Origin of the sequence: Rahnella sp. NRRL B-41462, assembly GCF_003263525.1 — a bacterium.
Lineage (GTDB): Bacteria > Pseudomonadota > Gammaproteobacteria > Enterobacterales > Enterobacteriaceae > Rahnella > Rahnella aceris.
The window spans coordinates 25,509-49,694 of the sequence record NZ_JYDF01000023.1 but is presented as its reverse complement, the minus strand read 5'-3'; the positions used below and the strand labels follow the sequence as shown (position 1 = coordinate 49,694).

The window sequence follows — 24,186 nt, the reverse complement described above, 5'->3', positions numbered from 1 at the left end:
AATTCTCACTCAACATGCAGAAAGCATTCAACAAGCTGAAAATCAATGCTTTTTATGATTAATTTGTGATATGTCTTTTTATCATCAACGTGATTATTGATGACGATAAAACCCGCTAAATTTCGCCGTTCAAAAAACAACCATGAATTTTATATTAGTCAATTTTATTTATATCTCAATATGATTTGTCGGTTTTTATTTCCGGATCGAATATATCCACCAGCAGCAACCGGCTGTTTATGTACTCATTCAAAATTTAGGAAAATACTATGTCTACCAGCAAAATCATTAAGACCGACGAGTTAACCCAGTCCTCTTATACTCTGGACGGTTTTAATCCAGCCACAGAAACTGAAAATTACAGCTATACGTCGGCACGTGTGACGAAACCGGTTTATAACAAATACAATACGGCGAATAAGCCAAAAGTATTTGGCTATTACACCGACTGGTCACAATATGATGGCCGTCTGCAGAATTCGCAGGCAGGCAAAGAAGCCCGCGGCCGTGGTTTTGACCTCGCAAACATTCCACCGACTGCTTACGACAAAATCATCCTTGGTTTCGTTGGGATTGTTGGCGACCAGGGTGAAAAAGCCAATACCGTGGCCAATGCCGCACAACAACTGGGTAAAACCACCCATCAGGCGACGTTCCTGGATCCGTGGGGTGACTTTGGCTCCTCCGTCAATAACAACCTGGACAATCCGGGCTGGGTGGAACTTTCTCCGGCCACCGCGACGCAAGCCAATGTAAAAGGTCTGGTCGGTGGCTTACGTGACCTGCAAAAACGCGCCAAAGCAGTGGGTCATGATCTGGTGCTTTCGATGAGTATTGGTGGCTGGACGTTAAGTAACGGCTTCCACAATATGGCAAAAACCGCAGAAAGTCGTACCATCTTCGCGAAAAGTATTGCCAGTCTGTTCACCCGTTTCCCGATGTTCAGCGAAGTGGATATCGACTGGGAATACCCGGGCAACACCGGGAATAACAACCCGTATGATGATAATGATGGCGCGAACTATGCGCTGCTGATTGCTGAAATCACCAAACAGATGGCCGCCATCAAACGTTCTGATGTAAAAATCAGTATTGCCAGCTCCGCCGTGGTCACTATTTTGGAAAAATCCAACGTTCCGGCCCTGCTTGAAGCCGGTCTGTACGGCGTTAACCTGATGACCTATGACTTTTTCGGTACGCCGTGGGCAGAAAAATTGTCGCATCACACCAATTTACATGCATTGGTTGAAGGCGGCTGGGGCATTGACACCATCATTAACTATCTGCTGTCGAAAGGGTTCCCGGCTGACCGCATGAATGTCGGCTATGCGGCCTATTCCCGTAACGCGCAAAATGCGGTACTGGAAAGCTATTCTCCTTTAGAAGGTACCTATACTCCTGTTGAAGGTAAAACCACCGTCGGTACATTCGAAAGCGGTACCACCGAATGGTACGACATGGTGAATAACTACCTGGATCTGGAAAATCAGTCAGGACGCAATGGCTTCCAGGTGTATACCGATCAGGTCGCTGATGCTGATTATCTTTATAACAAAGACACCGGCATTTTCATGTCCATTGATACCCCACGTACCGTGCGTGAAAAAGGCCGTTATGTGGTTGAAAAAGGACTGGGCGCACTGTTCACCTGGACTATCGATCAGGACAACGGTCTGCTGGTCAATGCGGCACGCGAAGGTCTGGGTTGTACTATCCAGAATCAGGTTATCGATATGGCGCCTTTCTACTTTGAAGGTGTCAATATCGACGGTCAGGTTCCGGAAGATGAAGTCCCTTCAGAAACCAATACTGCGCCTACCGGTGATATTGCCCTGCAGGTGTTCAGCGGTGCCAAAGTGCGTCTGAGCGCGGCAGGTTCTGCCGATAAAGACAACGATAAACTCACCTACAAATGGACTGCACCAGCCGCCATCGCACTGTCCTCGTACGATGCGGTCTCCGCAGACTTCACCGCACCAGAGCTGGTCAGTAAATCTGACTTCAACTTCACACTGGTAGTCACCGATGAACACGGTGAAAAATCGGTATCGAAAAGCATCGTGGTAACAGTGCTGGGTAAAGCAGCCGTTGAGCCAGAGCCAACACCGGAACCGACACCGGAGCCGACCCCTGAGCCAACGCCTGTGCCAACGCCTGTGCCAACGCCAGAACCTACACCAACGCCTTCTCCGGCAGGCAAATATGCCACCTGGGATGCCAGCAAAGTGTACAACACCGGCGACAAAGTCAGCCTGAACGGTAAAGACTACCAGGCCAACTACTGGACGCAGGGCAATCAGCCGGGCAAAGCCGAATTTACCGGCGAATGGTCACAGTGGAAGCAAATCTGATCTCTTGGTGACATGTTCTGATGCGCGTTAAAACATCTCACGGGGCCTTGTGCCCCGTTTTTTTATGCGGATGTGATATCTCCCAGGACCTGTTTTTCGGTCAGAAAATCAATAAACACCCGCACTTTTGGCAGCATATGGCGGCTGCTTGGCCAGACCACCGAAAACTTCCCGCCTTCTTTAAGATACGCAGGCAGTACCGAAATAAGCTCACCGGATTCAAGATATGGCCGCACGATGAATTCCGGCACATACGCCAGCCCCAGTCCCTGTATCGTCGCCTGTAAAATCGACTCCAGATTATTACTGCTCAGTGCCAGCGGCAGTTCCGGCGGCGTCACGCTGGTCATCTCCCATTCCTGCCATTGTCCGTTGCCCGGAAAGCGGTAGCGCAGACAAGCGTGCTGATAAAGGTCGTCAGGCGTAAGCGGCGCAGGATGCCTGGCGAAATAATGTGGCGCGCCGACAATCGCAAAACGAAACGGCCCGAGGCGGCGCGACATCATCTGCGAACTGTTCAGTTCGCCGCTGCGGATGGCGATATCAAATCCTTCATCAATGACATCCACCATGCGATCACTGAAATCCAGATCCAGCTCAACATCGGGATAACGCTGACGGAATTCCGGCAAATGCGGCAGCAGTATGCGATAGCCGATAGCCGGCGCGGTGATGCGTAATTTGCCGCGCGGCACAGCGGAGATCCGTACCAGTTCCTGTTCTGCCTCTTCCAGTTGCGAAACAATATGCTGGCAGCGTTCAAAAAATAGCTGGCCCTCATCGGTCAGGCTGATACGCCGCGTACTGCGGTTGAAGAGCCGCACACTGAGTTTTTCCTCAAGGCGCGCCACGCTTTTCCCCACCGCCGAGGCCGAAATGCCCATGCGCTCCGCTGCTGCGGCAAAACTCTGACTTTGGGCAGCGCGAACAAAGGCCAGCAGGCCGTTGAGATTTTCCATTTTCACTCCTGTTTATTCGAGCGATTTAGTCCGCAATCCTCGGACTTACAACCTGTTTCCGCCATATTCAAGACAATTTATCATCACTGTTATACCCCAATATCAGGAAAGCGAACAATGACCTCATCTTCATCAGGCAGCCTGCAGGTGCTATTTACCGTGTGTCTGGCGGCGGTAATTTTGCCGCTCAATTTTGTCAGCGGTGCGGTGGCAACACCCGCCATTGCCCGTGAACTCGGCGGCAGCGCGCAGGCACTGAGCTGGATCACCAATTCGTTCATGCTCACATTCGGCTGTTTTCTGATGGCGGCCGGGGCGCTGGCCGATGAACTGGGGCGCAAAAAAGTGTTCGTCAGCGGCGTTTCTCTGTTTGCGCTGTTGTCGTTACTCCAGGCTTTCAGCAGCAGTTTGCTGTGGATTGATTTACTGCGCGCCGCGCAGGGTATTGCTGCTGCCGGTGCGCTGGCCGGTGGTGCGGCTGCTTTGGCGCAGGAATTCGATGGCCCAGCGCGTACCCGGGCTTTCAGCCTGATGGGCAGCAGTTTTGGCGTCGGACTGGCCTTCGGCCCCTTTCTCGCAGGCGTGCTTATCGCAAACTTCGGCTGGCGTTCGGTGTTTTTCTCCGCGACGGTGATTGCCGTTCTTTCCCTGATAACGGGCGCCGGAAAAATGCGTGAAACGCGGAATCCGCAGGCATCCGGCATCGACTGGCCGGGGACGCTGTCCTTTACCGCCATGCTGGCATTGCTGACCTGGGCGCTGATGGAAATTCCACAGTCTGGTCTGCACAGTACACGGGTACTTTCCCTGCTGGGAGGCGCGGCGCTGTTGCTGGCGGTATTTGTGGTTGTTGAGCTGCGGGTGAAAAACCCGATGCTGGATTTATCCCTGTTCCGTTATATCCGTTTTATCGGTGTGCAGGCACTTCCGCTGGCGACGGGTTTCTGTTTCGTGGTGCTGCTGGTGGTGTTGCCGATGCTGTTTATCGGGGTCTCCGGACTGAGCGAAGAACGCGCCGGGCTGATGATGATGGCACTTTCTGTCCCGATGCTGATTGTGCCACTGCTGGCCGCGTGGCTGACGCGCTGGATTTCGGCAGGCGTGTTGTGCACATCAGGTTTGGTGATTGCCGCCGCCGGTTTGGGCTGGCTCAGTCAGGCGGTGCTGGCGCAGGATGTCACAGGCATGATTGCGCCGATGGTGGTTGTCGGCATCGGTACCGGTTTGCCATGGGGGCTGATGGATGGACTGTCGGTGAGCGTCGTGCCGAAAGAACGGGCGGGCATGGCAACCGGCATTTTCAGCACCACACGCGTGGCCGGAGAAGGCATCTCGCTGGCGATTGTCGCCGCTATTCTGTCGATGTTAACGCACAACGCACTGGCGGCTCGCTTTACCGGCGATGCGATCAGTCCGGAGGCCATCAGCCAGGCGGCGCAACGGCTGGCGACCGGTAATCTTACCGTGGCACAGCAGCTTATTACACAAGCCAGTACGGCACAGCTTCAGCAGCTTTATGCCGTCTCATTGCATCCCTTACTGTTGTGTCTGATGGCGATTACGCTGTTCTCTGCGCTGCTGGTGTTGCTGGCGCTGCGCGGTAAACATCAGTAGCACTGTTAACCAATCGCGGAAAGAAACCCATGTCCATACAAAAGTAAATGTTAAACACCCTCATCTTTTTGTTTAGGTAACACAATAATTAACCAATAAAAATCAATATAAACAGGATTAAAATTTTATAATTTGTAATTTATAGAATTTTTATCCTTATTGACAAAAATAATGAAAAGAGTCCCTTAAGGTAAATTTATTAACTTATATTTAACCATGACTGCGTTTTTCATCATGCACATAAGGTCAGGGCTCCGCTCCGTTGTGAAGGGAAAACATAATACCCGGCCTGCACGCTGTTTATTACCGGCTTTTCTTGCCGTTTTTTTGCGTTAACTATTAACCACCAGAGGATTTCCACATGCAACGCCGTTGCATGAATACACATCCGTGTAAGTTATTTTGGGAGTCATCATGGGCGAAAAAAAATCATTATTACTGGCCGTGCTTTCTGCGGCGACGCTGACTTTAGTCGCAGGTGCACAGGCCGCCGGTACCTTAACAGGCCAGGTAGGCGTTCAGCTCACCATCAGCACAGGTTGTACTGTCGGTAACGGCACATCAACGGGGGGAACCAACCAGTGGGGTACGCTGAATTTTGGTAACTACGCGGATCTGACCAGCGTTATTAACGGGACCGTATTCGGCGCTGACGGCACCGGTGCCGTCACCATCGCCTGTAGCACAGGACTGACCCCGATGCTGTCACTGAACGGCGGACTGGCGGCAACCGGCGGGCTGCGTTCCATGACATCCAGCGGCAACAGTATTCCTTACCGCCTCTATTCCGATACCGCACGTACCACCGAAATCGCGATTAATACGCCAATTACGCTCACAACAGGGACCACGGCGCAAAATATCCCGATTTACGGTCGTGTGCTGCCTGCTGACCAGACCAGCACCACGCCGGCTGCAGGAACCTATAACGATACCGTTGTTGCCACTCTTTCCTGGTAAGCGTTTTTCCCTCAGCGCCGGGTCCGGCTCTGACTGGCTTTCGGTTCAAGGAAGGAAAAATCATGGACATCAAGGTACTGCGGCTACTGCCTGCCACCCTGCTGGTGTCGGTGCAGTTGCACATTCCGCTGAGTCAGGCGGCAACAATAGGCATCAGTGCCACGTTGCTGCCCGCCTGTGAAGCGGGAACCACGACGTCCGGCAGCACCCGTTTCGGTACGCTGAATTTTGGCAATTATGCGTCGCTCAGCAGCGCGGTGAATGCTACCAGCACACAACTGGCGGGTTCGATCCGCGTAAAATGTGTGAGCGGGCTGACCTACAAAATTGTCATGGATGGCGGCAGCAGCGGTGTGGTTACCGCCCGCAGAATGGTCAATACCACCAACAGCGCCGCGACGCTGCAGTACAACCTTTACACCTCGGCGGCACGCACCACCGTGTGGGACAACACCACCGGCGTCAGCGGCACCGGTAACGGCGCGGATCAGTGGAGCACGGTCTATGGCCGCGTTCCGGCACAGACCACCCCTGCCGCCGGTGTTTATCAGGATACGGTGAATGTCACCGTATCCTGGTAGAGGTGACGATGCCTGCCAGACTGCGTTTTCCGCCCGTGTTATTACCGATGATGTTATTGCTGCTGATATTGTGCAGTTCAGCGCGTGCCGCCACGGCAACCACGACGTTTACCGTTTCGGCGACCCTCACCAATGGCTGCGTATTTGGCAGCTCGCTTGCCAGCCCGATCTCCAGTCTCGGCACCCTCAACTTCGGTTCCCTGTCGGACATCGCCAGCAACGTCGATATTGTCAGCAGCACGGGCGCAGGTTCCGTGGTCGTCACCTGCACGCCGGGTACCTCCGTCAGTATTGCCATGGATTACGGTACTCACGGCGGCACCGCCACACGCCGCTATATGCAAAACACCACCAATACCGATCTGCTGGGCTACCAGCTTTTCCGCGATGCCGCCCGCAGTCTGGTCTGGGGCAATGGCGCGCTGGTGATGTCCATCCCCAGTTTTCCGGATACCTCGCAAACCTACCCGGTTTATGCACGTTTATACGCTGTGACCCCTCTGCCTTCCGCCGGGACGTATACCGACACCGTCACTGTCACGTTAACTTATTGAATCATCAGGATATAAAAATATGAAGACACTGTTTCTACGCCTTTTCACTACCGCCGCATTGCTCGGTGCCTTTCTGTCTTGCGTGAACGCACAGGCTGCCAGTTCGGTGCTGGTCTGGCCGGTCTATCAGATTATTGAATCTGATCAGAACGGATCTGCCCTGTGGCTGGAAAACCGTGGCGCAGAACCGGTGTCCTTGCAGGTGCGCGTACTGGCCTGGAAGCAGGAGAATTTTAACGAGAAGTATGCCGATCAGACCAACGTGGTCGCCAGCCCGCCATTTGCTACCGTGCCACCGGGGCAGCGTCAGTTGATCAGGCTTATCCGCAACACGCCGGTGCCGGCCAATACCGAGCAGGCGTATCGCATCATTATTGATGAAATCCCTTCTCCGCTGAACGACTCCGCGCAGGGGAAGGACAAAGCGGTCGTCGGTCTGCAATTGCAGATGCGTTATTTACTGCCGCTGTTTATGGATGGCGGCAATTTGTGGACCAACGATCGCGCGGATATGAAACGCGACCCTTCCACGGCGACGCGTCCGATCCTCAACTGGCGTACGGTGTCCGAGGGCGGGAAAACCTATTTGCAGGTGGGTAATACCGGCCTCGTCCATGCACGCCTGAGTAACGTTTTCTGGTCGGCGACGGGTAACCAGAAACAAGGCGTAAAAACCATGGTGGGCGGCTTTATGGGTTATGTATTGCCGGGACAACAAATGCGCTGGCCAGTGCCCGCAGGTGTGACGCCAGGGGCGCAACTCAATGCGCAGATTGCCGATAACACCCAACCGATTGTCATTCCACGCGGCCAGTAACAGCAGGAGCCGCAACGAATGACAATCAGACGTCTTCTCCGGGAAGGTCATCAGCGACCGCTTTATTTCCGGGGAAGCCTGTGCCTGATATGCCTGAGTACGCTCAGTGCACAGGCGCAGGAATATTCTTCACTGCCTGATGCCCCGCGTGCGGCACCGGTGGTCACGGACGCCATGTTTTATCTGTCGGTTGTGGTCAACGGTCAGACGGATAATCAGGTCGTGCCGGTGACGTATCGCAATAACGCCTACTTCGTCGAAGCCGGTGTTCTGGCGAAGAATCACATCCACATTAATGGCCGGCAGGGGCTGATCAATGTCGGCGAATTGCCGGACGTAAAAGCCAGATACGATTCGGCCACCCAGCAACTGGTGTTAACGGTGCCAGATGCCTGGCTGCCGAACCAGAATGTCAGCGGCGATCCGCTGATGAATTACACGCCGTCGCAAAGCAGCACCGGCCTGTTGTTTAACTATGATTCGTACTACACCGATCCGCCCGGCGGTGCGAAGTCTGTCGCCACCTGGATGGAGCAACGGTTATTCAGCAGCCTCGGACTGGTCACCAATACCGGCACTTACCGCTACAACATTGATAACGCCGACAACAGCAACGGCGGCCAGACCACGCAGGACGGTTATCTGCGTTACGACACCTTCTGGCGGTTCACCGACGAGAAAAATCTGATCAGCTACCAGGTCGGGGATTTCGTCAGCGATTCCCTGACGTGGAGTAACTCGGCGCGCATGGGCGGCCTGCGTATCAGCCGTAACTTTGGCGTGCGTCCGGATCTGGTGACCTACCCGTTGCTGCAATACAGCGGCACGGCGGCGGTACCGACCACGGTTGATTTGTTTCTGAACGGCTACAAGGCCAGCAGTAATAACCTCAATTCCGGGCCTTTTACCCTGACCAACGTACCGTATATCAATGGCGCCGGTGAAGCGACGATCGTGACCACCGATGCGGTCGGACGTCAGGTCTCGACCAGCGTGCCGTTTTATGTTTCCAACACGTTGCTGCGCAAAAGCCTCAGCGATTTCGATTTCTCGCTCGGGGCTGTACGTAACAATTATGGCGTCACCAACGGCGACTACTCAGATGCCGCATTCAGCGGGATTTACCGATACGGGCTGAGCGATTACCTGACGCTGTCCGGCCATTCCGAAACCGTACAGGGTCTGGCGCTGGGCGGATTGGGCACCGATATCGCGGTCAGCACCTGGGGCACACTGAGTGTTTCAGGCAGCCAGAGTAAAGCCGACCGTGCGCGGGGCGAGAACGTGACCGATAAAAAAGACGGCAGCCAATACACGCTGGGCTATTCCTACTATTCGACGGTATTCAGCCTGTCTGCTCTGCGCTCAAAACGCACGGCGGGTTATCAGGACATCACGTCTTACACCAGCGACACGCGGTTAAGCCGTCAGGCAGATCAGGTGACGTTCAGCACGTCGCCGTTCGGGAACGCTAACGGCACGATGGGCATCGGGTATTACGATGTCGAAGCCTATGACAATTCGCATACGCGGCTGGTGAATTTTTCTTACAGCCGCTCGCTGTGGGGACAAAGCAGCATGTTTTTATCGCTCAACAAAACGCTGGGCGATACCGGCTACAGCGCGCAGTTGCAGTTCATCATTCCGATTGGCACCAACATCAATATGAATGCGGGCGTACAGCGCGACAGTGCGGGTAATTATCAGGAGCAAACCGGCGCCAGCAAGGCGACGCCCACCGACGGCGGTCTGGGCTGGAATCTGGCTTACAGCGGCGGCAACAATCCGTATCAGCAGGCCGACGCCACCTGGAAATCCCGCTACGCGACCCTGCAGGGTGGGTTCTACGGCAATCGGGGCGATTACACCCACTGGGCAGATCTGAGCGGATCCGTGGTGTTTATGGCGAACGACTGGTTCCTGTCGGATAAGATCAATGATGCCTTTATCGTGGTGGATACCGATCATTACGCGGATGTTCCCGTGCTGTTCGAGAATCAGAAAATGGGCAAAACCGATAAAAACGGCCACCTGCTGATCCCGACCGTCAGTTCGTATTATCCGGCCAAAGTGGAAATCGACACCCTGCCGCTGCCCGCCGACGTGGTCACCAATAACGTCAATGACCGCATCGCGGTGAAACAAGGCAGCGGCGTGGTGGTGAAATTCAGCGTCGAGAAAGTGCTGTCCGCCAATATCACCCTGCATGACGCCGCCGGACAGCCGCTGAAACCCGGCACGCTGGTCACGGAACAAAACACAGAACAGACCACCGTCACCGGTTACGACGGGCTGGTGTACTTCTCGCACTTACAGGAAAACAACGTGCTGAATATCCAGACGGAAGATCATTCGCTATGCCGGGTCAGTTTCACCCTGAACCCTGCCCGTCACAGCATTGAGCAGGTCGGCCCGCTGACATGCCCCGGCGGCACAGCGAAAACAACGGCAGGAGATAAATCATGAGGATTTTCAGGCAGCAGATGCATCGCGGATTATTGCTGATGCTGTTGCTGGGTACAACGTGGTGGGCAAAAGCGGGATGCACGACGGCGCCCGGGAGCATTACGCTGGGCACACAAAACTCGTTTGCAGTCAGTTCATCGCCGCTGATCACCTCAGGGGGCAGCGGATTAAGTTGTACTGGCGGGCTGCTTAACATCGCAGGCACCAATACCATCACCGCGTTTATCGGCGTGACTCAGCATCCCAGCAATTCGCAGCCCAGACTTTACAGCGGGACAACGGGGCAGTATTTACCCTACAGCCTGTGCAAGGATGCCAGCTGCAGTGCCGTTTATAATCAGGGCGATACCATCAGCTGGAGCAGCACCACGGCGCTGGGATTACTCGGCTTGTTTTCCGGCCCCAACAGCACCTTACCTCTCTACGTCCGGCCGGTCGCCATTTCCAATCTGGCCGCAGGCACTTATACCGATGTCATTCCCATCTCATGGACATGGAATATGTGTTCAGTGGCTATCGGCACCTTACTGTGTCTCGCAGACTCCGGTAACGTGTCGGGCAATGTCGCCCTGACGCTCAATGTCACCAATTTCTGTTATATCGACAGCGCGCCCAATGTGGGTTTCGGCAGTGCTGCACTGCCTTCCGGCCTGACCACAGTGGTGGCAAATACTATCAGCGTACGCTGCACCCTGAACGCCAGCTATTCCGTCAACCTGACCAGCAGCGTGCCGGTGTCCGGACAATACCGGCAGATGGCCTCCACCGTCGGCGGCACCACCCGTTATCTGCAATATCAGATATTTAAAGGTGACAGCACGGTATGGACGGCTTCCACCGACAGCAGCGCGACCGGCACCGGCACTTCACAATCGTTTCCGTATACCGCATCCGTAAATCTGGCGCAAAGCAATCAGCCCGCAGGTAACTACAGCGATATGGTGACGGTCACGGTGACGTATTAAGAAAGAAGGGAAAGCAGAACCGGTGCCACGATGTGCACCGGTTTGAGAAGGGATGTTACAGCGCTTTCAGCGTCTTGACGGTGGCATCCACGTCAATTTCATCTTCAGTGAACACATAGGTGCTGTTCTGGAAAGTGGTGATCAGCAACTTTTTCATGGTGCGCATCTCTGCTTTTTTTTCTTCTTCCTGCGGGCGGATACGGTTCATCAACAATCCGACGGAAAGCACAGCGTTTTCTTTGTCGATTTTGGTTTCAGCAGGAACCTCTTCGTTAAACGCCAGGAAGGATTTGATGCTGGTGATTTTGATACGCTCACCGGCAATAAAGATGTATTTGCTCTCCGGCTCGACTTTCACCGCAAAGGCGGAAAGGCCTTTGTTGTTGGTGGTCGGTTCAAAGGTGACTGCCGCATCTTTTTTAATCAGCTCAGGGTTTGCAACTTTAATCACGTGGAAATAACGGTTATCGCCGTTTTCATCTTTGATAAAACCGAAACCTTTATCTTCAAACCAGGTTGTGATTACGCCGTTCATCGCTTACCGCCTAAGTAATTATTTATTCAACATGTCATTTTTTGCAGGGCGGCAGTGTAAAGCAGAATGCGGACAAAGTCCTGTGCTTTACGGCCTGATGCCCACGGAATTACGTCGCTTTACGGAACGTAAGATTAAACCGGTACGATCCGGTCAGCGGATGCTCGCCCGCTTTCAGTGGCAATACGCCGTGATAACGCAGCCGCGACGGGCCGCCCCACACCACAATATCGCCATGCATCAGCGGCACACGCTGGGTTTTATCACTGCGCTCCATGCCGCCAAACTGGAAAACCGCCGGTAAGCCCAGCGAGACAGAGACGATCGGCTGGCCGAAATCGTGCTCGTCTTTGTCCTGATGCAGGCTCATTTTCGCCCCCGGCTGATAGCGGTTGATCAGACAGGCATCCGGCTCAAAGCCTGCAAAACCCGCCTGTTCCGCCGCGCTGACGGCAAGCGAACGAAACAATTCCGGCATCGGCGGCCATTGCTGATGACTTTCCGGCGAGGTGGCCTGGTAGCGATAACCTGCCCTGTCCGTCACCCAGCCGACATCACCGCAATTGGTCATTGCCACCGACATCGCATAACCGCCCGGCGTGGCGCGATACTGAAAAGGCACCAGCCCGGCGATCCGGTCGATTTCCGCCAGCAATACGACATCCTCTGCCAGCGCCGCACCGCGCAATACCACCGCGCCCGGGCACAGTTCTTCGCGCCAGTTGGGGTGAAAATCGGGGTGATCAAACAAGTCCAAATTCATATCAGCCTCCGTGTTCACGCATCTGTTAAGTATAACAGCCGATTTGAGACAGAGGCAGATTGTCGGGGCGGATCGTTTCAGCTAAGGTTCATTAAGAGGCCGTAAGGTCATAAAGAACATCTTAAAAGGAGAATGAAATGAGTCGGGAAATTAACAAAGACACGCAGTTGTGTATGTCCCTTTCCGGTCGTCCGGGCAATTTCGGTACCCGTTTTCATAACAGCCTTTATCAGGCATTAGACCTGAACTTCGTCTACAAAGCATTTTCCACCCAAGACATCGAAGCCGCGGTGAAAGGCGTACGCGCACTGGGTATTCGCGGCTGCGCGGTCTCGATGCCGTTCAAGGAAGCCTGCATTCCTTTCCTCGATGAGTTGGATCCTTCCGCGACAGCCATTCAGTCGGTGAATACCATCGTCAATGACGACGGCTTCCTGCGCGCCTACAACACGGATTACATCGCGGTCGCCAAACTGCTCGACAGCCATCAGGTGCCGCGTGATGCCGTTTTCGCCCTGCGCGGCAGCGGCGGCATGGGCAAAGCCGTGGTCGCGGCCATTCGTGATGCCGGTTTCAAAAAGGGCTACATCATTGCCCGCAACGAAGCTAACGGCCGTGCGCTGGCGGAAGAATACGGTTATGAATGGAAAGCAGAAGTCGGCGATGTTGCCGTGGATATGGTGGTGAATGTCACGCCAATCGGCATGGCGGGCGGGCCGGAAGTGGATTCACTGGCCTTTGAACCGGCGGTGATTGACCGCGCCAGCATCGTCTTTGACGTCGTCGCGCTGCCGGTAGAAACCCCGCTGATCCGCTACGGCCGCGAACACGGCAAGAAAGTGATTACCGGTGCGGAAGTCGCCACACTTCAGGCCGTCGAGCAGTTCGTGCTGTATACCGGTGTACGCCCTTCGGATGAACAGATAGAAAAGGCCGCGGCACACGCACGGGGCTGAGTTTCCTGTCAGAACGTAAAAAGCCTCTCACCGGAGAGGCTTTTTTATAGTTGCATATCACTTACCGCACCAGACACGGTTTTTTCGGATCAAACTTCCAGTCCGGTACCAGGAACTGCATGCCCTGCGCATCGTCACGGGCACCCAGCCCCATGCCTTTGTACAGCTCGTGCGCCTTCATCACCTGATCCATATCCAGCTCAACGCCCAGACCCGGTTGTTCCGGCACGCGCACCTTACCGCCTTTGATCTGCAACGGTTCTTTGGTCAGGCGCTGATTGCCTTCCTGCCAGATCCAGTGCGTATCGATGGCAGTGATTTTACCCGGCGCAGCGGCGGCCACCTGGGTAAACATCGCCAGTGAAATATCAAAGTGATTGTTAGAGTGCGAACCCCAGGTCAGCCCCCATTCGTGGCACATCTGCGCGACGCGAACTGACCCCTGCATCGTCCAGAAGTGCGGATCCGCCAGCGGAATATCCACGGATTTCAGCTGGATGGTATGCCCCATCTGACGCCAGTCGGTGGCGATCATATTAGTGGCCGTCGGCAGGCCGGTTGCCTGACGGAATTCGGCCATCACTTCGCGCCCGGAGAAGCCCTGCTCGGCACCGCATGGATCTTCCGCATACGCCAGCACACCGCGCAGTTGTTTGCCGAGCGCAATCGCTTCATTCAGCGACCAGGCACCGTTAGGATCAAGTGTGATCCGCGCCTGCGGGAAGCGTTGCGCCAGCGCCGTCACGGCTTCGGCCTCTTCACTGCCAGCCAGTACGCCGCCTTTCAGTTTGAAATCATTAAAGCCGTATTTTTCATATGCTGCTTCCGCCAGACGCACTACCGCCGCCGGTGTCAGCGCCTCTTCATGGCGCAGGCGATACCAGTCGCAACTGTCGCCCGGCTGGCTCTGATAGCCCAGTGAGGTTTTGTTGCGGTCGCCGACGTAGAACAGATAGCCGAGCATTTCGACTTCATCACGTTGCTGCCCGTCGCCCAGCAATGATGCCACGGTGACGCCCAGATGTTTGCCGAGCAAGTCCAGCATCGCGGCTTCGATCGCCGTCACGACGTGGATAGTGGTACGCAAATCAAAAGTCTGCAAACCGCGGCCAGAGGCATCACGGTCGGCGAATTTTTCCCGCACGGCGGTCATCACATTTTTGTATTCACCCAGCGTTTTGCCAATCACCAGCAACGCCGAATCATCCAGCGTCTGACGAATTTTCTCGCCGCCCGGCACTTCACCGACGCCGGTGTTACCGCTGCTGTCCTTGAGGATCAGGATGTTGCGGGTGAAGAAAGGGGCATGTGCGCCGCTGAGATTAAGCAACATGCTGTCGTGCCCGGCCACCGGGATCACCTGCATGGAGACAATTTTAGGTGTAGATGAAGAGGTCATGCTTACTCCTTAGTGAATTCAGATTCCGTTAACCACGCCCCAGTGCCGGGCGCTTGCGATCGAATGTCCAGCCGGGGATCAGATACTGCATCGCGGCGGCATCGTTGCGCGCACCGGTCGGCAGTTTCCGGTGCAGCTCGTGGGCGCGATGGATTTGATCCATATCGATCTCCACGCCCAGCCCCGGTTTTTCAGGCACTTTGATTTTCCCGTTCACAATTTGCAGCGGCTCTTTGGTCAGGCGCTGGTTGCCTTCCTGCCAGATCCAGTGCGTATCTATCGCTGTCGGTTTACCCGGTACGGCTGCACCGACATGGGTAAACATCGCCAGCGAAATGTCGAAATGGTTATTCGAATGGCAGCCCCACGTCAGGCCCCACTCATCGCAAAGTTGTGCAACCCGCACCGCGCCATGCATGGTCCAGAAATGCGGATCCGCCAGCGGAATATCCACCGACTGCAACATCACCGCGTGCTGCATCTCGCGCCAGTTAGTGGCAATCATGTTTGTGGCGACCGGCAAACCGGTAGCACGGCGGAATTCCGCCATCACTTCGCGGCCGGAAAAACCCTGCTCCGCACCGCACGGATCTTCGGCATAGCTGAGGATACCGTGCAGGTCTTTGCACAGGTCGATTGCTTCATCCAGCAGCCACGCGCCGTTCGGATCAACCGTGATCCGCGCATCCGGGAAGCGTTTTGCCAGTGCTTTAACCGCCTCGATCTCCTGCTCGCCCGGCAGCACGCCGCCTTTGAGTTTGAAATCTTTGAAGCCATAGCGATCCTGCGCCGCTTCGGCCAGCCGCACCACCGCCTCACTGTTCATCGCTTCCTGATGACGCAGGTGATACCAGTCGTGATGGCTGCGTTCCCCTTCCTGATACGGCAAATCGGTTTTCTGCCGGTCACCGATATAAAACAGATAACCGAGCACCGTGACTTCGTCGCGCTGTTTGCCCGGCCCGAGCAGTTCACACACCGGCACGCCGAGGAATTTGCCCATCAGATCCAGCAGCGCGGCTTCCAGTGCGGCGACGGCGTTGACGCGCAGTTCGAACGTCCATGCACCTTTACCGAAAGAGTCAAAATCCGATGACTGATTGCCGACGTGGATCTGATGCACCAGCCGGTTCATGCGCGCCACTTCCTGGCCTTTCACCTGAGCAATGGCCTCCACCAGCGTGTTGTAAATCACCTCCCCGCCCGGCGCTTCGCCGACACCGGTGTTCCCGGCACTGTCCTTGAGGATAACGATATTGCGGGTGAAGTAAGCACCGTGCGCGCCACCAATATTCATCAGCATGCTGTCATGCCCTGCCACAGGAATGACCTGCATATCCGTGATAACCGGTGAGGATTGCGTACTCATCATCTTTCCCCTTTTACTGTGCCTGTACCGTAGTACGGGCGAAGCTGAATACGTTCGATTTTTCCGACAATAAACACGTAACTGACAACGGCGAGCAGAGCGTGGATGCCGACATAAATCAGCGCGCCGTTGAAGGAACCGGTGGTCCCGATAATGTAGCCGATAGCGATCGGCGTGATGATGCCGGAGACGTTACCGAACATGTTGAACAATCCGCCGCTCAGCCCGCTGATTTCTTTCGGTGCGGTATCGGCCATTACCGCCCAGCCCAGCGCACCCAGACCTTTACCGAAGAAGGCGAATGCCATAATGCCAACCACCATCCATTCGGTATCAACGTAGTTGCAGAAAATCATCGACATCGACAACAGCATACCGATCACAATCGGAGCCTTGCGCGACAGTGTCAGGTTGCTGGTTCTGCGCATCAGCCAGTCGGAGATAATTCCACCCAGTACGCCGCCGAGGAATCCGCAAATCGCCGGTACTGAGGCCACCATGCCCGCTTTAAGTATCGACATACCGCGCGCCTGAACCAGATACACCGGGAACCAGGTGATGAAGAAATAGGTCAGCGCGTTGATGCAGTACTGGCCGATGTAAATGCCAATCATCATGCGGGATTTCAGTAACTGTTTCATCTGGAAGGTTTTTTCGCCTTTTACGACGGCTTTTTTGGTGATTTTCTGATCCATATTGATCAGCGCACCACCGGCTTCCATGTAATCAAGTTCGGCCTGATTTACGCCCGGATGATCTTTCGGATCGTGGATCACTTTCAGCCAGATGAAACTCAGCACGATCCCCAGACCGCCCATGAAGAAGAAGACGTGTGACCAGCCCACTTCGTGCGTCAGCCAGCCCATGATCGGGGCGAAAATAACCGTGGCGAAGTACTGCGCTGAGTTAAAAATAGAGACTGCGGTGCCACGTTCCTGAGCCGGGAACCAGGCTGCGACGATACGGCTGTTGCCGGGGAAGGATGGCGCTTCGGCCAGGCCAACCAGAAAACGTAAAGCAAACAGCGATACCACAATGCCGAAGCCGCTGAAGACATCGACAAAGCCTTGCAGCAGGGTGAATAACGACCAGATGAAAATGCTGTAGAAATAAACTTTTTTCGAACCGAATTTATCGAGCAGCCAGCCACCGGGTATTTGCCCGATGACATATGCCCAGGAAAATGCCGAGAAGATATAACCCATCCCGACGGAATCCAGCCCGATATCTTTGGCCATCGCCGAACCGGCAATGGATAACGTGGCACGATCGCCGTAATTAAATGAGGTGACAATAAATAACATCACCACTATCCAGTAGCGCGCGTTAGTTCTTTTTTTGACGGCACTGGCTGCTGAAACGGTAGTTTCCATGGTGTTCTCCGGAATTAATGACAACGCCTCTAAACAGAGATAAAAGTCATTCCATTCACAGAACTGTAGGGTTCAGAGAGGAAGGAACGCAGCCAGTATATGAACAACATTCCCTTTACTCATTGGGCAATCAACCAAGCATAAATAGCCCTTTGCATTTATCCTGAGGCAAATGCCCAGCGACGTGCGAGTTGTTTCACAAAAAATGAAACGGCTGTGATGGCGGTCACAGATGGTTGTTATCTAATTGCAGGGCCACGTACAGCAATAAACGATCGTCGAAGTTCCCCAGATCCAGGCCGGTTAATTCCGAGATACGGTTGAGGCGATATTCCAGCGTATTACGATGAATATACAGTGCCTTAGACGTAGCGGTCGGCTGAACATTATGGTGGAACCACGACGTCAGCGTGCGGCGCAGTAATCCGTTGCCATCCGTCGCTTTCAGACGCGCCAGCGGACGCACCAGTTCATCGGCCTGCCAGCCGCCGCGCAGGCTGTCGAGCAGCACGGGTAAGATCAGATCCTGATAGAAGTAACACCGCTGTTCCGGCATCCGCTGTTTGCCCACACTCATGGTGGTACGTGCGGTGCGATAAGAACGGGCGATGCTGCCAGGGCCGGTAAAAAAGTTGCCAAGGGAAATGCGCACGCGCAGACGACCAGTTTCGGTCATGCGCGACAGCAGATGATCAATGCGCTGGCGGTGGCCCTCAGGATCCCAGCGATCGTAGCTGTTCAGGGCCGGTTTCAGCACCACCATTTCGGTGAGGGAAACGATAGCGATCAGATTGTCACGCTCCGGCGTGGTCAGTAAAGTTTGCAGTTGTTGCAGTTCTGCCATGGCAGAGTCCACACCGAGCTGTCCGCTGTCGACTTCCACCACCGCCGCGACACGTGGCCGGTTGAGGTCGATGCCCAGACGCTGCGCCCACTCCATCAGCGCCGGAGAGAGTTCATCCACACGAATCAGGTTAAGCACCAGTTCTTCCCGCAGACGGCTGTCCTGCGCCAGCATGTGCAGCAGACGCGCCTGTTCGAGCATCATTTCGGCGGTCATACACACCAGCTCGCCATACTGACGCAACTGGGACGGATTGCCCGTCAGGCCGATAACGCCCACGATCTGACCATCGATACGCAACGGCAGGTTGATGCCCGGACGTACACCGTGCAAATGCCGTGCAACGCCCTCGTCGATGTCGACAATGCGCTCCTGCGAAATCGCCAGCAGTGCGCCTTCGTGCAATTCACCAAGACGCTGATCATCGCCGCTGCCGATAATCCGTCCGCGACCATCCATGACATTCACATTACTATCAATAATTTGCATTGTGCGGGCAACAATTTGTTGCGCCAGCTTTGCATCGAGATGATATGCCGACATGGAACCCCTGCCTTGCTGTTTTATCGTTGTTAAAACAGCATACTCAGGCCGCGATGCCCATACATTATGCAAATGCCCAAAGAGCGAAAGCACCTATTGAAGTTGCGGGGAATATCACATTTTTAAGCAAATGCCCAACCGGCCCGGCAAAATCCACATGATTGATGAGAGTCCCTGAAAGACAGGCAAAAAAAAGCACGCCGGAGCGTGCTTTGTGTGAGGTATAGCAGGCGGAAATTACTGCGCCAGCAGGTAAATTGAGGTATCACCACGCTGAATATCCAGCGCCAGAACGTTTGGTTTGGTGTCGAGAATTTTACGCAGCTCGCCCAGATTGGTCACTTTCTGCTGGTTCACACCCAAAATGACGTCGCCTTTTTTCAGGCCGATGCGCGCCGCCGTTGAACCCGGCTTCACTTCATCGACTTTCACGCCTTTCTGATCACCTGCCGCACCGTTACTCAGTTCAGCCCCTTCGATGCCGGTATAAATGTTGCCGGATTCGATTTTCGATGTCTGAGTGCTTTGCTCAATGGTCACGTCAACGTTCATCGGTTTGCCTTCACGCAGCAGGCCGAGCGTCACTTTGGTGCCGATTGGCAGGGTGCCGATATCAGCACGGAACGAGGCGAAGCTGCTGATCGGTTTACCGTTCATGCTCAGGATCACGTCACCGGCTTTAATGCCTGCTTTCTCTGCGGCAGATTTCGGCATGACCTGACTGATGAATGCACCGCGCTGTGCGTCAACTTTCATGGCTTTCGCCAGTTCAGAGTTCAGCTCGGTCCCCATAATGCCCAGTTCGCCGCGTTTCACCTGACCGAATTCGATCATTTGTTTGGACAGGTTTTTCACCATGTTACTTGGGATCGCAAAACCGATACCGATGTTGCCGCCGTCCGGTGCCAGGATCGCCGTGTTAAGGCCAATCAGTTCACCATTCAGGTTCACCAGCGCACCACCGGAGTTACCGCGGTTGATCGCGGCATCCGTCTGGATGAAGTTTTCGTAGTTCTCAATATTCAGGCCGGAACGACCCAGTGCAGAAACGATACCGGAAGTCACGGTTTCGCCCAGACCATACGGGTTACCGATAGCCACGGTGTAATCGCCCACACGCAGTTGTTCGGAATCCGCCATCTTAATGGCCGTCAGGTTTTTCGCATTCTGTAACTGAATCACCGCGATATCAGAACGCGGGTCCTTGCCGATGACTTTGGCGTCGAACTTACGGCCATCGTTTAGCTGTACGCTGATTTTGGTTGCGTTATCAACAACGTGGTTGTTGGTAACCACATAACCTTTGTCGGCATCAATGATGACGCCGGAACCCAGCGCGCGGAAATCTTCTTTCTGTTCAGGCGCAGGCTGACCGTCAGGCCCCTGACCGCCGCCCTGACACACCGGAGAACCCTGGAACGGCGAACCGTCCTGGCACAGCGGCGAATTCTGACCAAAGAATTGCTGGAACTGCTGACCCATGCGTGGTGTTTTTACCGGAGCACTGCCTTCAACGTTGACGCTCACCACCGATGGCATCACTTTTTCAAGCATAGGTGCCAGGCTAGGAAGCTGAGTGGTGCTGGTGCTGGAAGACGCAGTTTCAGCAGCCAGTGCAGAAGAAACCGGGGCCATTGCCATACCGATGCTTAACGCTAATGCGCTGAGGAATAAACTCGATTTTTTCATTTTTCAGGATCTCTTAAAATTATTGTGGCAACCAAAATAGTCGCATTGCTTGGTAGTCGTGATACTGAGATGGTATTAATAGCGTGAAGTTCATCAGGGTCGAAATGACAATGGTAAAAAATTATTGTCAGCATTTACAAATGGCGTTTTTTCAAACAGTTCCGTAAAGAAAATTAAAGAGAGTTCAATTTGTCTTTTTAAAACAAATTACTCAGCCGCCATGAGTCTTCTGTATTCATCGTATGCATAAAGGTCAGTCATTCCGCTGATATAATCCTGAATCATTCGCGCACGGTAATAAAACTCCTGCGCGGCATGTTCCGCGACCGGTAATCCTTCCAGCGCCGCCACGGCATTGTTGTAAGCCAGACGATGTTTGGCTGAAATCTTATGCAGCAGACGGGTTTCAATCGGATATTTCCTGTGCGTATCCTCCTGAACTAGCTGGTTAAAATCGGTCAATGGCATATCCAGCAACGGGCTATAAATATCAAGTAATCCGCTGATCACCCGATAGCCTTGTAATTCCAGCTCCTCCACTTCGTGATGATTGAATACCTGTTTGAAGGCCACCGCTTTATAAATCTCTAACAACCGGTTGGCCTGGCTGTCATCTTCCAGCAACGCATGATTAAAGGTACCCTGATAAATATCTTCTATATTATCAATGAACCGGCGGGCAGCATGCGGCACCAGTTGTTTCACCGTCTGAACGCGCAGTTCCATAAAGAAGTAATCCACCGGATTACGGAACGTTTTCGCTTTATCCATTTTCTCGTAAGCAGTGCGAACCACTTTATCGAAGAAGTCATTTTTCTCTATCGCGCCCCACTCACGGCACAGATAATTATAAAGCTGTTCCACGCTGAAAATACTTTTCTCAACCGCATCTTCCAGATCGGCAATGCAGTAAGAAATATCATCGGCCGCTTCCATAATGTAGGTAAGCGGAAAGCGGTTAAATTCACCCAGCCCGAGTTCACTGCGCAGTTTTTTGATGAACGGCTCTTCCGCCAGATAAAAACCCGGTTTTTTCATCAGGTAATCATGTGAAGGAAGTTTAGTCATTGAATACGCAGGGCGGGTATATTTCAGAATGCAGGCGGTCTGGCTGTAAGTCAGATTGAGTTTCAGCAAGGTGAAGACCAGCCGGATGGCCTGCGCATTGCCTTCAAAATTAGACAGGTCGTAGCGGATTTTACTGCGCAGCTGGTTCAGTTCAGCATCGTCTGGCGTCAGGCGCAAACACGTCACCAGACAGGCATCCGTTTCCTGTGGTGTTTCGCCGCAACCGGCGGTGTCCATCCGCTTAGCAAACCAGTTGTTAATGGCGGATTCACCAAAATGGCCAAATGGCGGATTACCGATGTCGTGCATCAGGCACGCCATTTCTACCACGCTTTCAAAGGGATCGGTCACCTCGTCCAGCCCGTAAGCCTCAAGCTTGTTCTGCCTGCGCAAACGGTGGAGGATCTCTTTGGCGATGTGACGGCCAACCTGCTGAACTTCAAGGGAATGGGTCAGACGACTGCGGACGGCAGCATTTTTCTCCAGCGGAAAAACCTGAGTCTTTTGTTGCAGACGGCGGATGGCAGCCGAGTTGATAATGCGCCCGCGATCGCTTTCGAACTGACGGACGACATCATAGTCATCGCGTGCCTCGATCGGGGCGCTGAAAGGACGCTGAAAATTGAATTTCGTTTTAAAATCGATCCCGGACATGATTTCCCACCTTTTCAGCCACTCACACATCAAACCGACGCGCTTTTTGCAGTAACAACCTGCACCCCAAACGGATTATTTCTTACCTTTAGCCATGATAGACTATCGCACATTGTTTTCGTGATTAAACCGTCAATTCCGCACACGCTGCGGCTCATTCCAACCACATCTGCGAGTATTCATATGAAAGTAGGCATTATCGGTGCAATGGAGCAGGAAGTGACCCTGCTGCGCGACAAGATTATCAACCGTCAGACTATCGAACGCGCAGGCTGCGAAATCTATACTGGCCAGTTAAACGGTGTGGACGTGGCGCTGCTTAAATCCGGCATTGGTAAAGTGTCTGCCGCCATGGGCACCACATTGCTGCTGGAACATTGCCGTCCTGACGTGGTGATCAATACCGGTTCCGCAGGCGGGCTGGCGAAAACCCTGAAAGTCGGTGATATCGTCGTGTCTGATGAAGTGCGTTATCACGATGCTGACGTCACCGCATTTGGCTATGAACCGGGCCAGATGGCCGGTTGCCCGCCTGCGTTCACTGCTGATCCGGCGCTGATTGAACTGGCAGAAAACTGTATCCGTGAACTCAACCTGAACGCCGTACGCGGTCTGGTTTGCAGTGGCGATGCGTTCATCAATGGCGCAGCGCCTCTGGCACGTATCCGCGCAACCTTCCCGAATGTTGCTGCTGTCGAAATGGAAGCCGCGGCTATCGGTCACGTTTGCCACCTGTTCGGTACCCCGTTCGTGGTCGTTCGCGCAATTTCTGATGTTGCTGATGGTGAATCCCACCTGAGCTTTGAAGAATTCCTGGTGGTTGCCGCACAGCAATCCACCCTGATGGTAGATGCGATGCTGACAGCGCTGGCGGCTGGCGAAGAATAATGATGCGCCGGTTCGGCCTCATACTGAGTTGCCTGCTGCTGCCTGTGGCAGCAACTGCGGCGCCGGCCCAACGGGTGATCAGTCTGGCACCCAATCTGACAGAACTGGCATTTGCCGCCGGTCTGGGCGACCGGGTAATCGGAGTTAGTGCTTACTCCGATTACCCGCCACAGGCCAGCAAGCTTGAGCAGGTGGCGAACTGGCAGGGAATCAACGTCGAACGTATTGTGACGCTGAAACCTGATGTAGTTCTCGCCTGGCGTGGCGGTAACCCGCAACGTCCGCTGGATCAGCTGATTTCGCTGGGTATCCACGTTATCTATCTTGATCCGCAAAATGCGGAACAGGTAGCACAAGCGCTGGAACAACTTGCGGCGTACAGCCCTTCTCCGGAAAGCGCAAAACGCGCCGCTGCTGATTTTCGCCAGCAATGGCAGGCGCTGAAGCTGAAATATCATCGCCAAAAGCCGGTTTCTGCCTTTATTCAGTTCGGCACCCAGCCGCTGTTTACTGCCGCCGCGACCACAATGCAAAGTGAAGTGCTTAACGTCTGTGGTGCAAAAAATATTTTCGCCGACAGTCGTGTGCCCTGGCCTCAGGTCAGCCGGGAACAGGTTTTAAGCCGTCATCCTCAGGTTATTGTTATATCGGGCGGAACATCACAAAAACAGGTGATCGAGGATTACTGGCGTTCCATGCTCAGCGCGCAGGTTATCGCACTGGATCCTGACTGGTTCAGCCGCGCCGGGCCGCGTATTCTTCTTGCCGCACAACAACTTTGCCCGCAGCTTGCAGCCTTGCCTCAGGGGTGAATGCTTACTAACTATTTAGCCATGCC

20 protein-coding genes are annotated in these 24,186 nt (G+C 54.1%); 11 read left to right on the top strand and 9 right to left on the bottom strand.

Going from position 1 to position 24,186, the window contains the following annotated elements:
* Positions 1–269 precede the first annotated feature (269 nt).
* A complete protein-coding gene (locus UC14_RS07355; protein ID WP_112197480.1) occupies positions 270–2,351 on the top strand; it encodes a glycosyl hydrolase family 18 protein in 2,082 nt (693 codons plus the stop codon).
* Between the two features lie 62 nt (positions 2,352–2,413).
* Here UC14_RS07355 and UC14_RS07350 read toward each other — a convergent pair whose 3' ends face one another.
* Positions 2,414–3,310: a LysR substrate-binding domain-containing protein gene (locus tag UC14_RS07350; RefSeq protein WP_112150928.1), complete on the bottom strand. Its 897-nt coding sequence runs from the start codon at positions 3,308–3,310 to the stop codon at positions 2,414–2,416.
* Between the two features lie 117 nt (positions 3,311–3,427).
* Here UC14_RS07350 and UC14_RS07345 point away from each other — a divergent pair, with 117 nt between their 5' ends.
* From UC14_RS07345 to UC14_RS07315, 7 genes are all read left to right on the top strand, one after another.
* On the top strand, positions 3,428–4,924 hold the full coding sequence (locus UC14_RS07345; RefSeq protein ID WP_112197479.1) for an MFS transporter: 1,497 nt from the start codon (positions 3,428–3,430) through the stop codon (positions 4,922–4,924).
* Between the two features lie 414 nt (positions 4,925–5,338).
* On the top strand, positions 5,339–5,884 hold the full coding sequence (locus tag UC14_RS07340; protein ID WP_112197478.1) for a spore coat protein U domain-containing protein: 546 nt from the start codon (positions 5,339–5,341) through the stop codon (positions 5,882–5,884).
* Between the two features lie 62 nt (positions 5,885–5,946).
* Positions 5,947–6,465 carry a spore coat U domain-containing protein gene (locus UC14_RS07335; protein WP_112197477.1) on the top strand — a complete coding sequence of 173 codons (519 nt, stop codon included), beginning with the start codon at positions 5,947–5,949 and terminating at the stop codon, positions 6,463–6,465.
* Positions 6,466–6,473: 8 nt separating this feature from the next.
* Positions 6,474–7,019 carry a spore coat U domain-containing protein gene (locus UC14_RS07330; protein WP_112197498.1) on the top strand — a complete coding sequence of 182 codons (546 nt, stop codon included), beginning with the start codon at positions 6,474–6,476 and terminating at the stop codon, positions 7,017–7,019.
* Between the two features lie 19 nt (positions 7,020–7,038).
* Positions 7,039–7,836 carry a molecular chaperone gene (locus tag UC14_RS07325; protein WP_112197476.1) on the top strand — a complete coding sequence of 266 codons (798 nt, stop codon included), beginning with the start codon at positions 7,039–7,041 and terminating at the stop codon, positions 7,834–7,836.
* Positions 7,837–7,854: 18 nt separating this feature from the next.
* Positions 7,855–10,302 (top strand): fimbria/pilus outer membrane usher protein, encoded by a 2,448-nt coding sequence (locus UC14_RS07320; RefSeq protein ID WP_112197475.1) that lies wholly within the window; start codon positions 7,855–7,857, stop codon positions 10,300–10,302.
* Complete coding sequence (locus UC14_RS07315; protein ID WP_013576919.1) at positions 10,299–11,267, top strand: spore coat protein U domain-containing protein; 969 nt, start codon at positions 10,299–10,301, stop codon at positions 11,265–11,267. Before UC14_RS07320 ends, UC14_RS07315 begins: the two co-directional genes overlap by 4 nt.
* A 55-nt stretch (positions 11,268–11,322) precedes the next feature.
* On the opposite strand, the gene UC14_RS07310 is transcribed toward UC14_RS07315, so the two are convergent.
* Both UC14_RS07310 and alkB read right to left on the bottom strand, forming a co-directional pair.
* Positions 11,323–11,802, bottom strand: a complete 480-nt coding sequence (locus UC14_RS07310) for a cold-shock protein (protein ID WP_013576920.1) — start codon at positions 11,800–11,802, stop codon at positions 11,323–11,325.
* 109 nt (positions 11,803–11,911) lie between these two features.
* Positions 11,912–12,565 (bottom strand): DNA oxidative demethylase AlkB, encoded by a 654-nt coding sequence (gene alkB, locus UC14_RS07305; protein WP_112197474.1) that lies wholly within the window; start codon positions 12,563–12,565, stop codon positions 11,912–11,914.
* A 137-nt stretch (positions 12,566–12,702) separates the two neighbouring features.
* On the opposite strand from alkB, the gene UC14_RS07300 reads away from it, so the two are divergent.
* Entirely contained in the window at positions 12,703–13,521 is an 819-nt protein-coding gene (locus UC14_RS07300; RefSeq protein ID WP_013576922.1) for a shikimate 5-dehydrogenase, read from the top strand.
* A 61-nt stretch (positions 13,522–13,582) separates the two neighbouring features.
* Here the strand turns inward: UC14_RS07300 and gudD are convergent, their stop codons facing one another.
* The 6 genes from gudD to dgt form a co-directional block, all read right to left on the bottom strand.
* Positions 13,583–14,920 carry a glucarate dehydratase gene (gene gudD / locus UC14_RS07295; RefSeq protein ID WP_013576923.1) on the bottom strand — a complete coding sequence of 446 codons (1,338 nt, stop codon included), beginning with the start codon at positions 14,918–14,920 and terminating at the stop codon, positions 13,583–13,585.
* A 28-nt stretch (positions 14,921–14,948) separates the two neighbouring features.
* Complete coding sequence (locus UC14_RS07290) at positions 14,949–16,292, bottom strand: enolase C-terminal domain-like protein (RefSeq protein ID WP_013576924.1); 1,344 nt, start codon at positions 16,290–16,292, stop codon at positions 14,949–14,951.
* Positions 16,289–17,662 carry an MFS transporter gene (locus UC14_RS07285; protein WP_112197473.1) on the bottom strand — a complete coding sequence of 458 codons (1,374 nt, stop codon included), beginning with the start codon at positions 17,660–17,662 and terminating at the stop codon, positions 16,289–16,291. The genes UC14_RS07290 and UC14_RS07285 overlap by 4 nt, the downstream gene beginning before the upstream one ends.
* A 226-nt stretch (positions 17,663–17,888) precedes the next feature.
* A complete protein-coding gene (locus UC14_RS07280; RefSeq protein WP_013576926.1) occupies positions 17,889–19,049 on the bottom strand; it encodes a CdaR family transcriptional regulator in 1,161 nt (386 codons plus the stop codon).
* 237 nt (positions 19,050–19,286) lie between these two features.
* On the bottom strand, positions 19,287–20,738 hold the full coding sequence (degP, locus tag UC14_RS07275; protein WP_013576927.1) for a serine endoprotease DegP: 1,452 nt from the start codon (positions 20,736–20,738) through the stop codon (positions 19,287–19,289).
* Positions 20,739–20,945: 207 nt separating this feature from the next.
* Positions 20,946–22,460 carry a dGTPase gene (gene dgt, locus UC14_RS07270; protein WP_013576928.1) on the bottom strand — a complete coding sequence of 505 codons (1,515 nt, stop codon included), beginning with the start codon at positions 22,458–22,460 and terminating at the stop codon, positions 20,946–20,948.
* A 183-nt stretch (positions 22,461–22,643) separates the two neighbouring features.
* Between dgt and mtnN the strand changes: the two genes are divergently transcribed.
* Both mtnN and btuF read left to right on the top strand, forming a co-directional pair.
* A complete protein-coding gene (mtnN, locus tag UC14_RS07265) occupies positions 22,644–23,348 on the top strand; it encodes a 5'-methylthioadenosine/S-adenosylhomocysteine nucleosidase (RefSeq protein ID WP_013576929.1) in 705 nt (234 codons plus the stop codon).
* Positions 23,348–24,160 carry a vitamin B12 ABC transporter substrate-binding protein BtuF gene (gene btuF, locus UC14_RS07260; protein WP_112197472.1) on the top strand — a complete coding sequence of 271 codons (813 nt, stop codon included), beginning with the start codon at positions 23,348–23,350 and terminating at the stop codon, positions 24,158–24,160. The genes mtnN and btuF overlap by 1 nt, the downstream gene beginning before the upstream one ends.
* Positions 24,161–24,186: the final 26 nt, after the last annotated feature.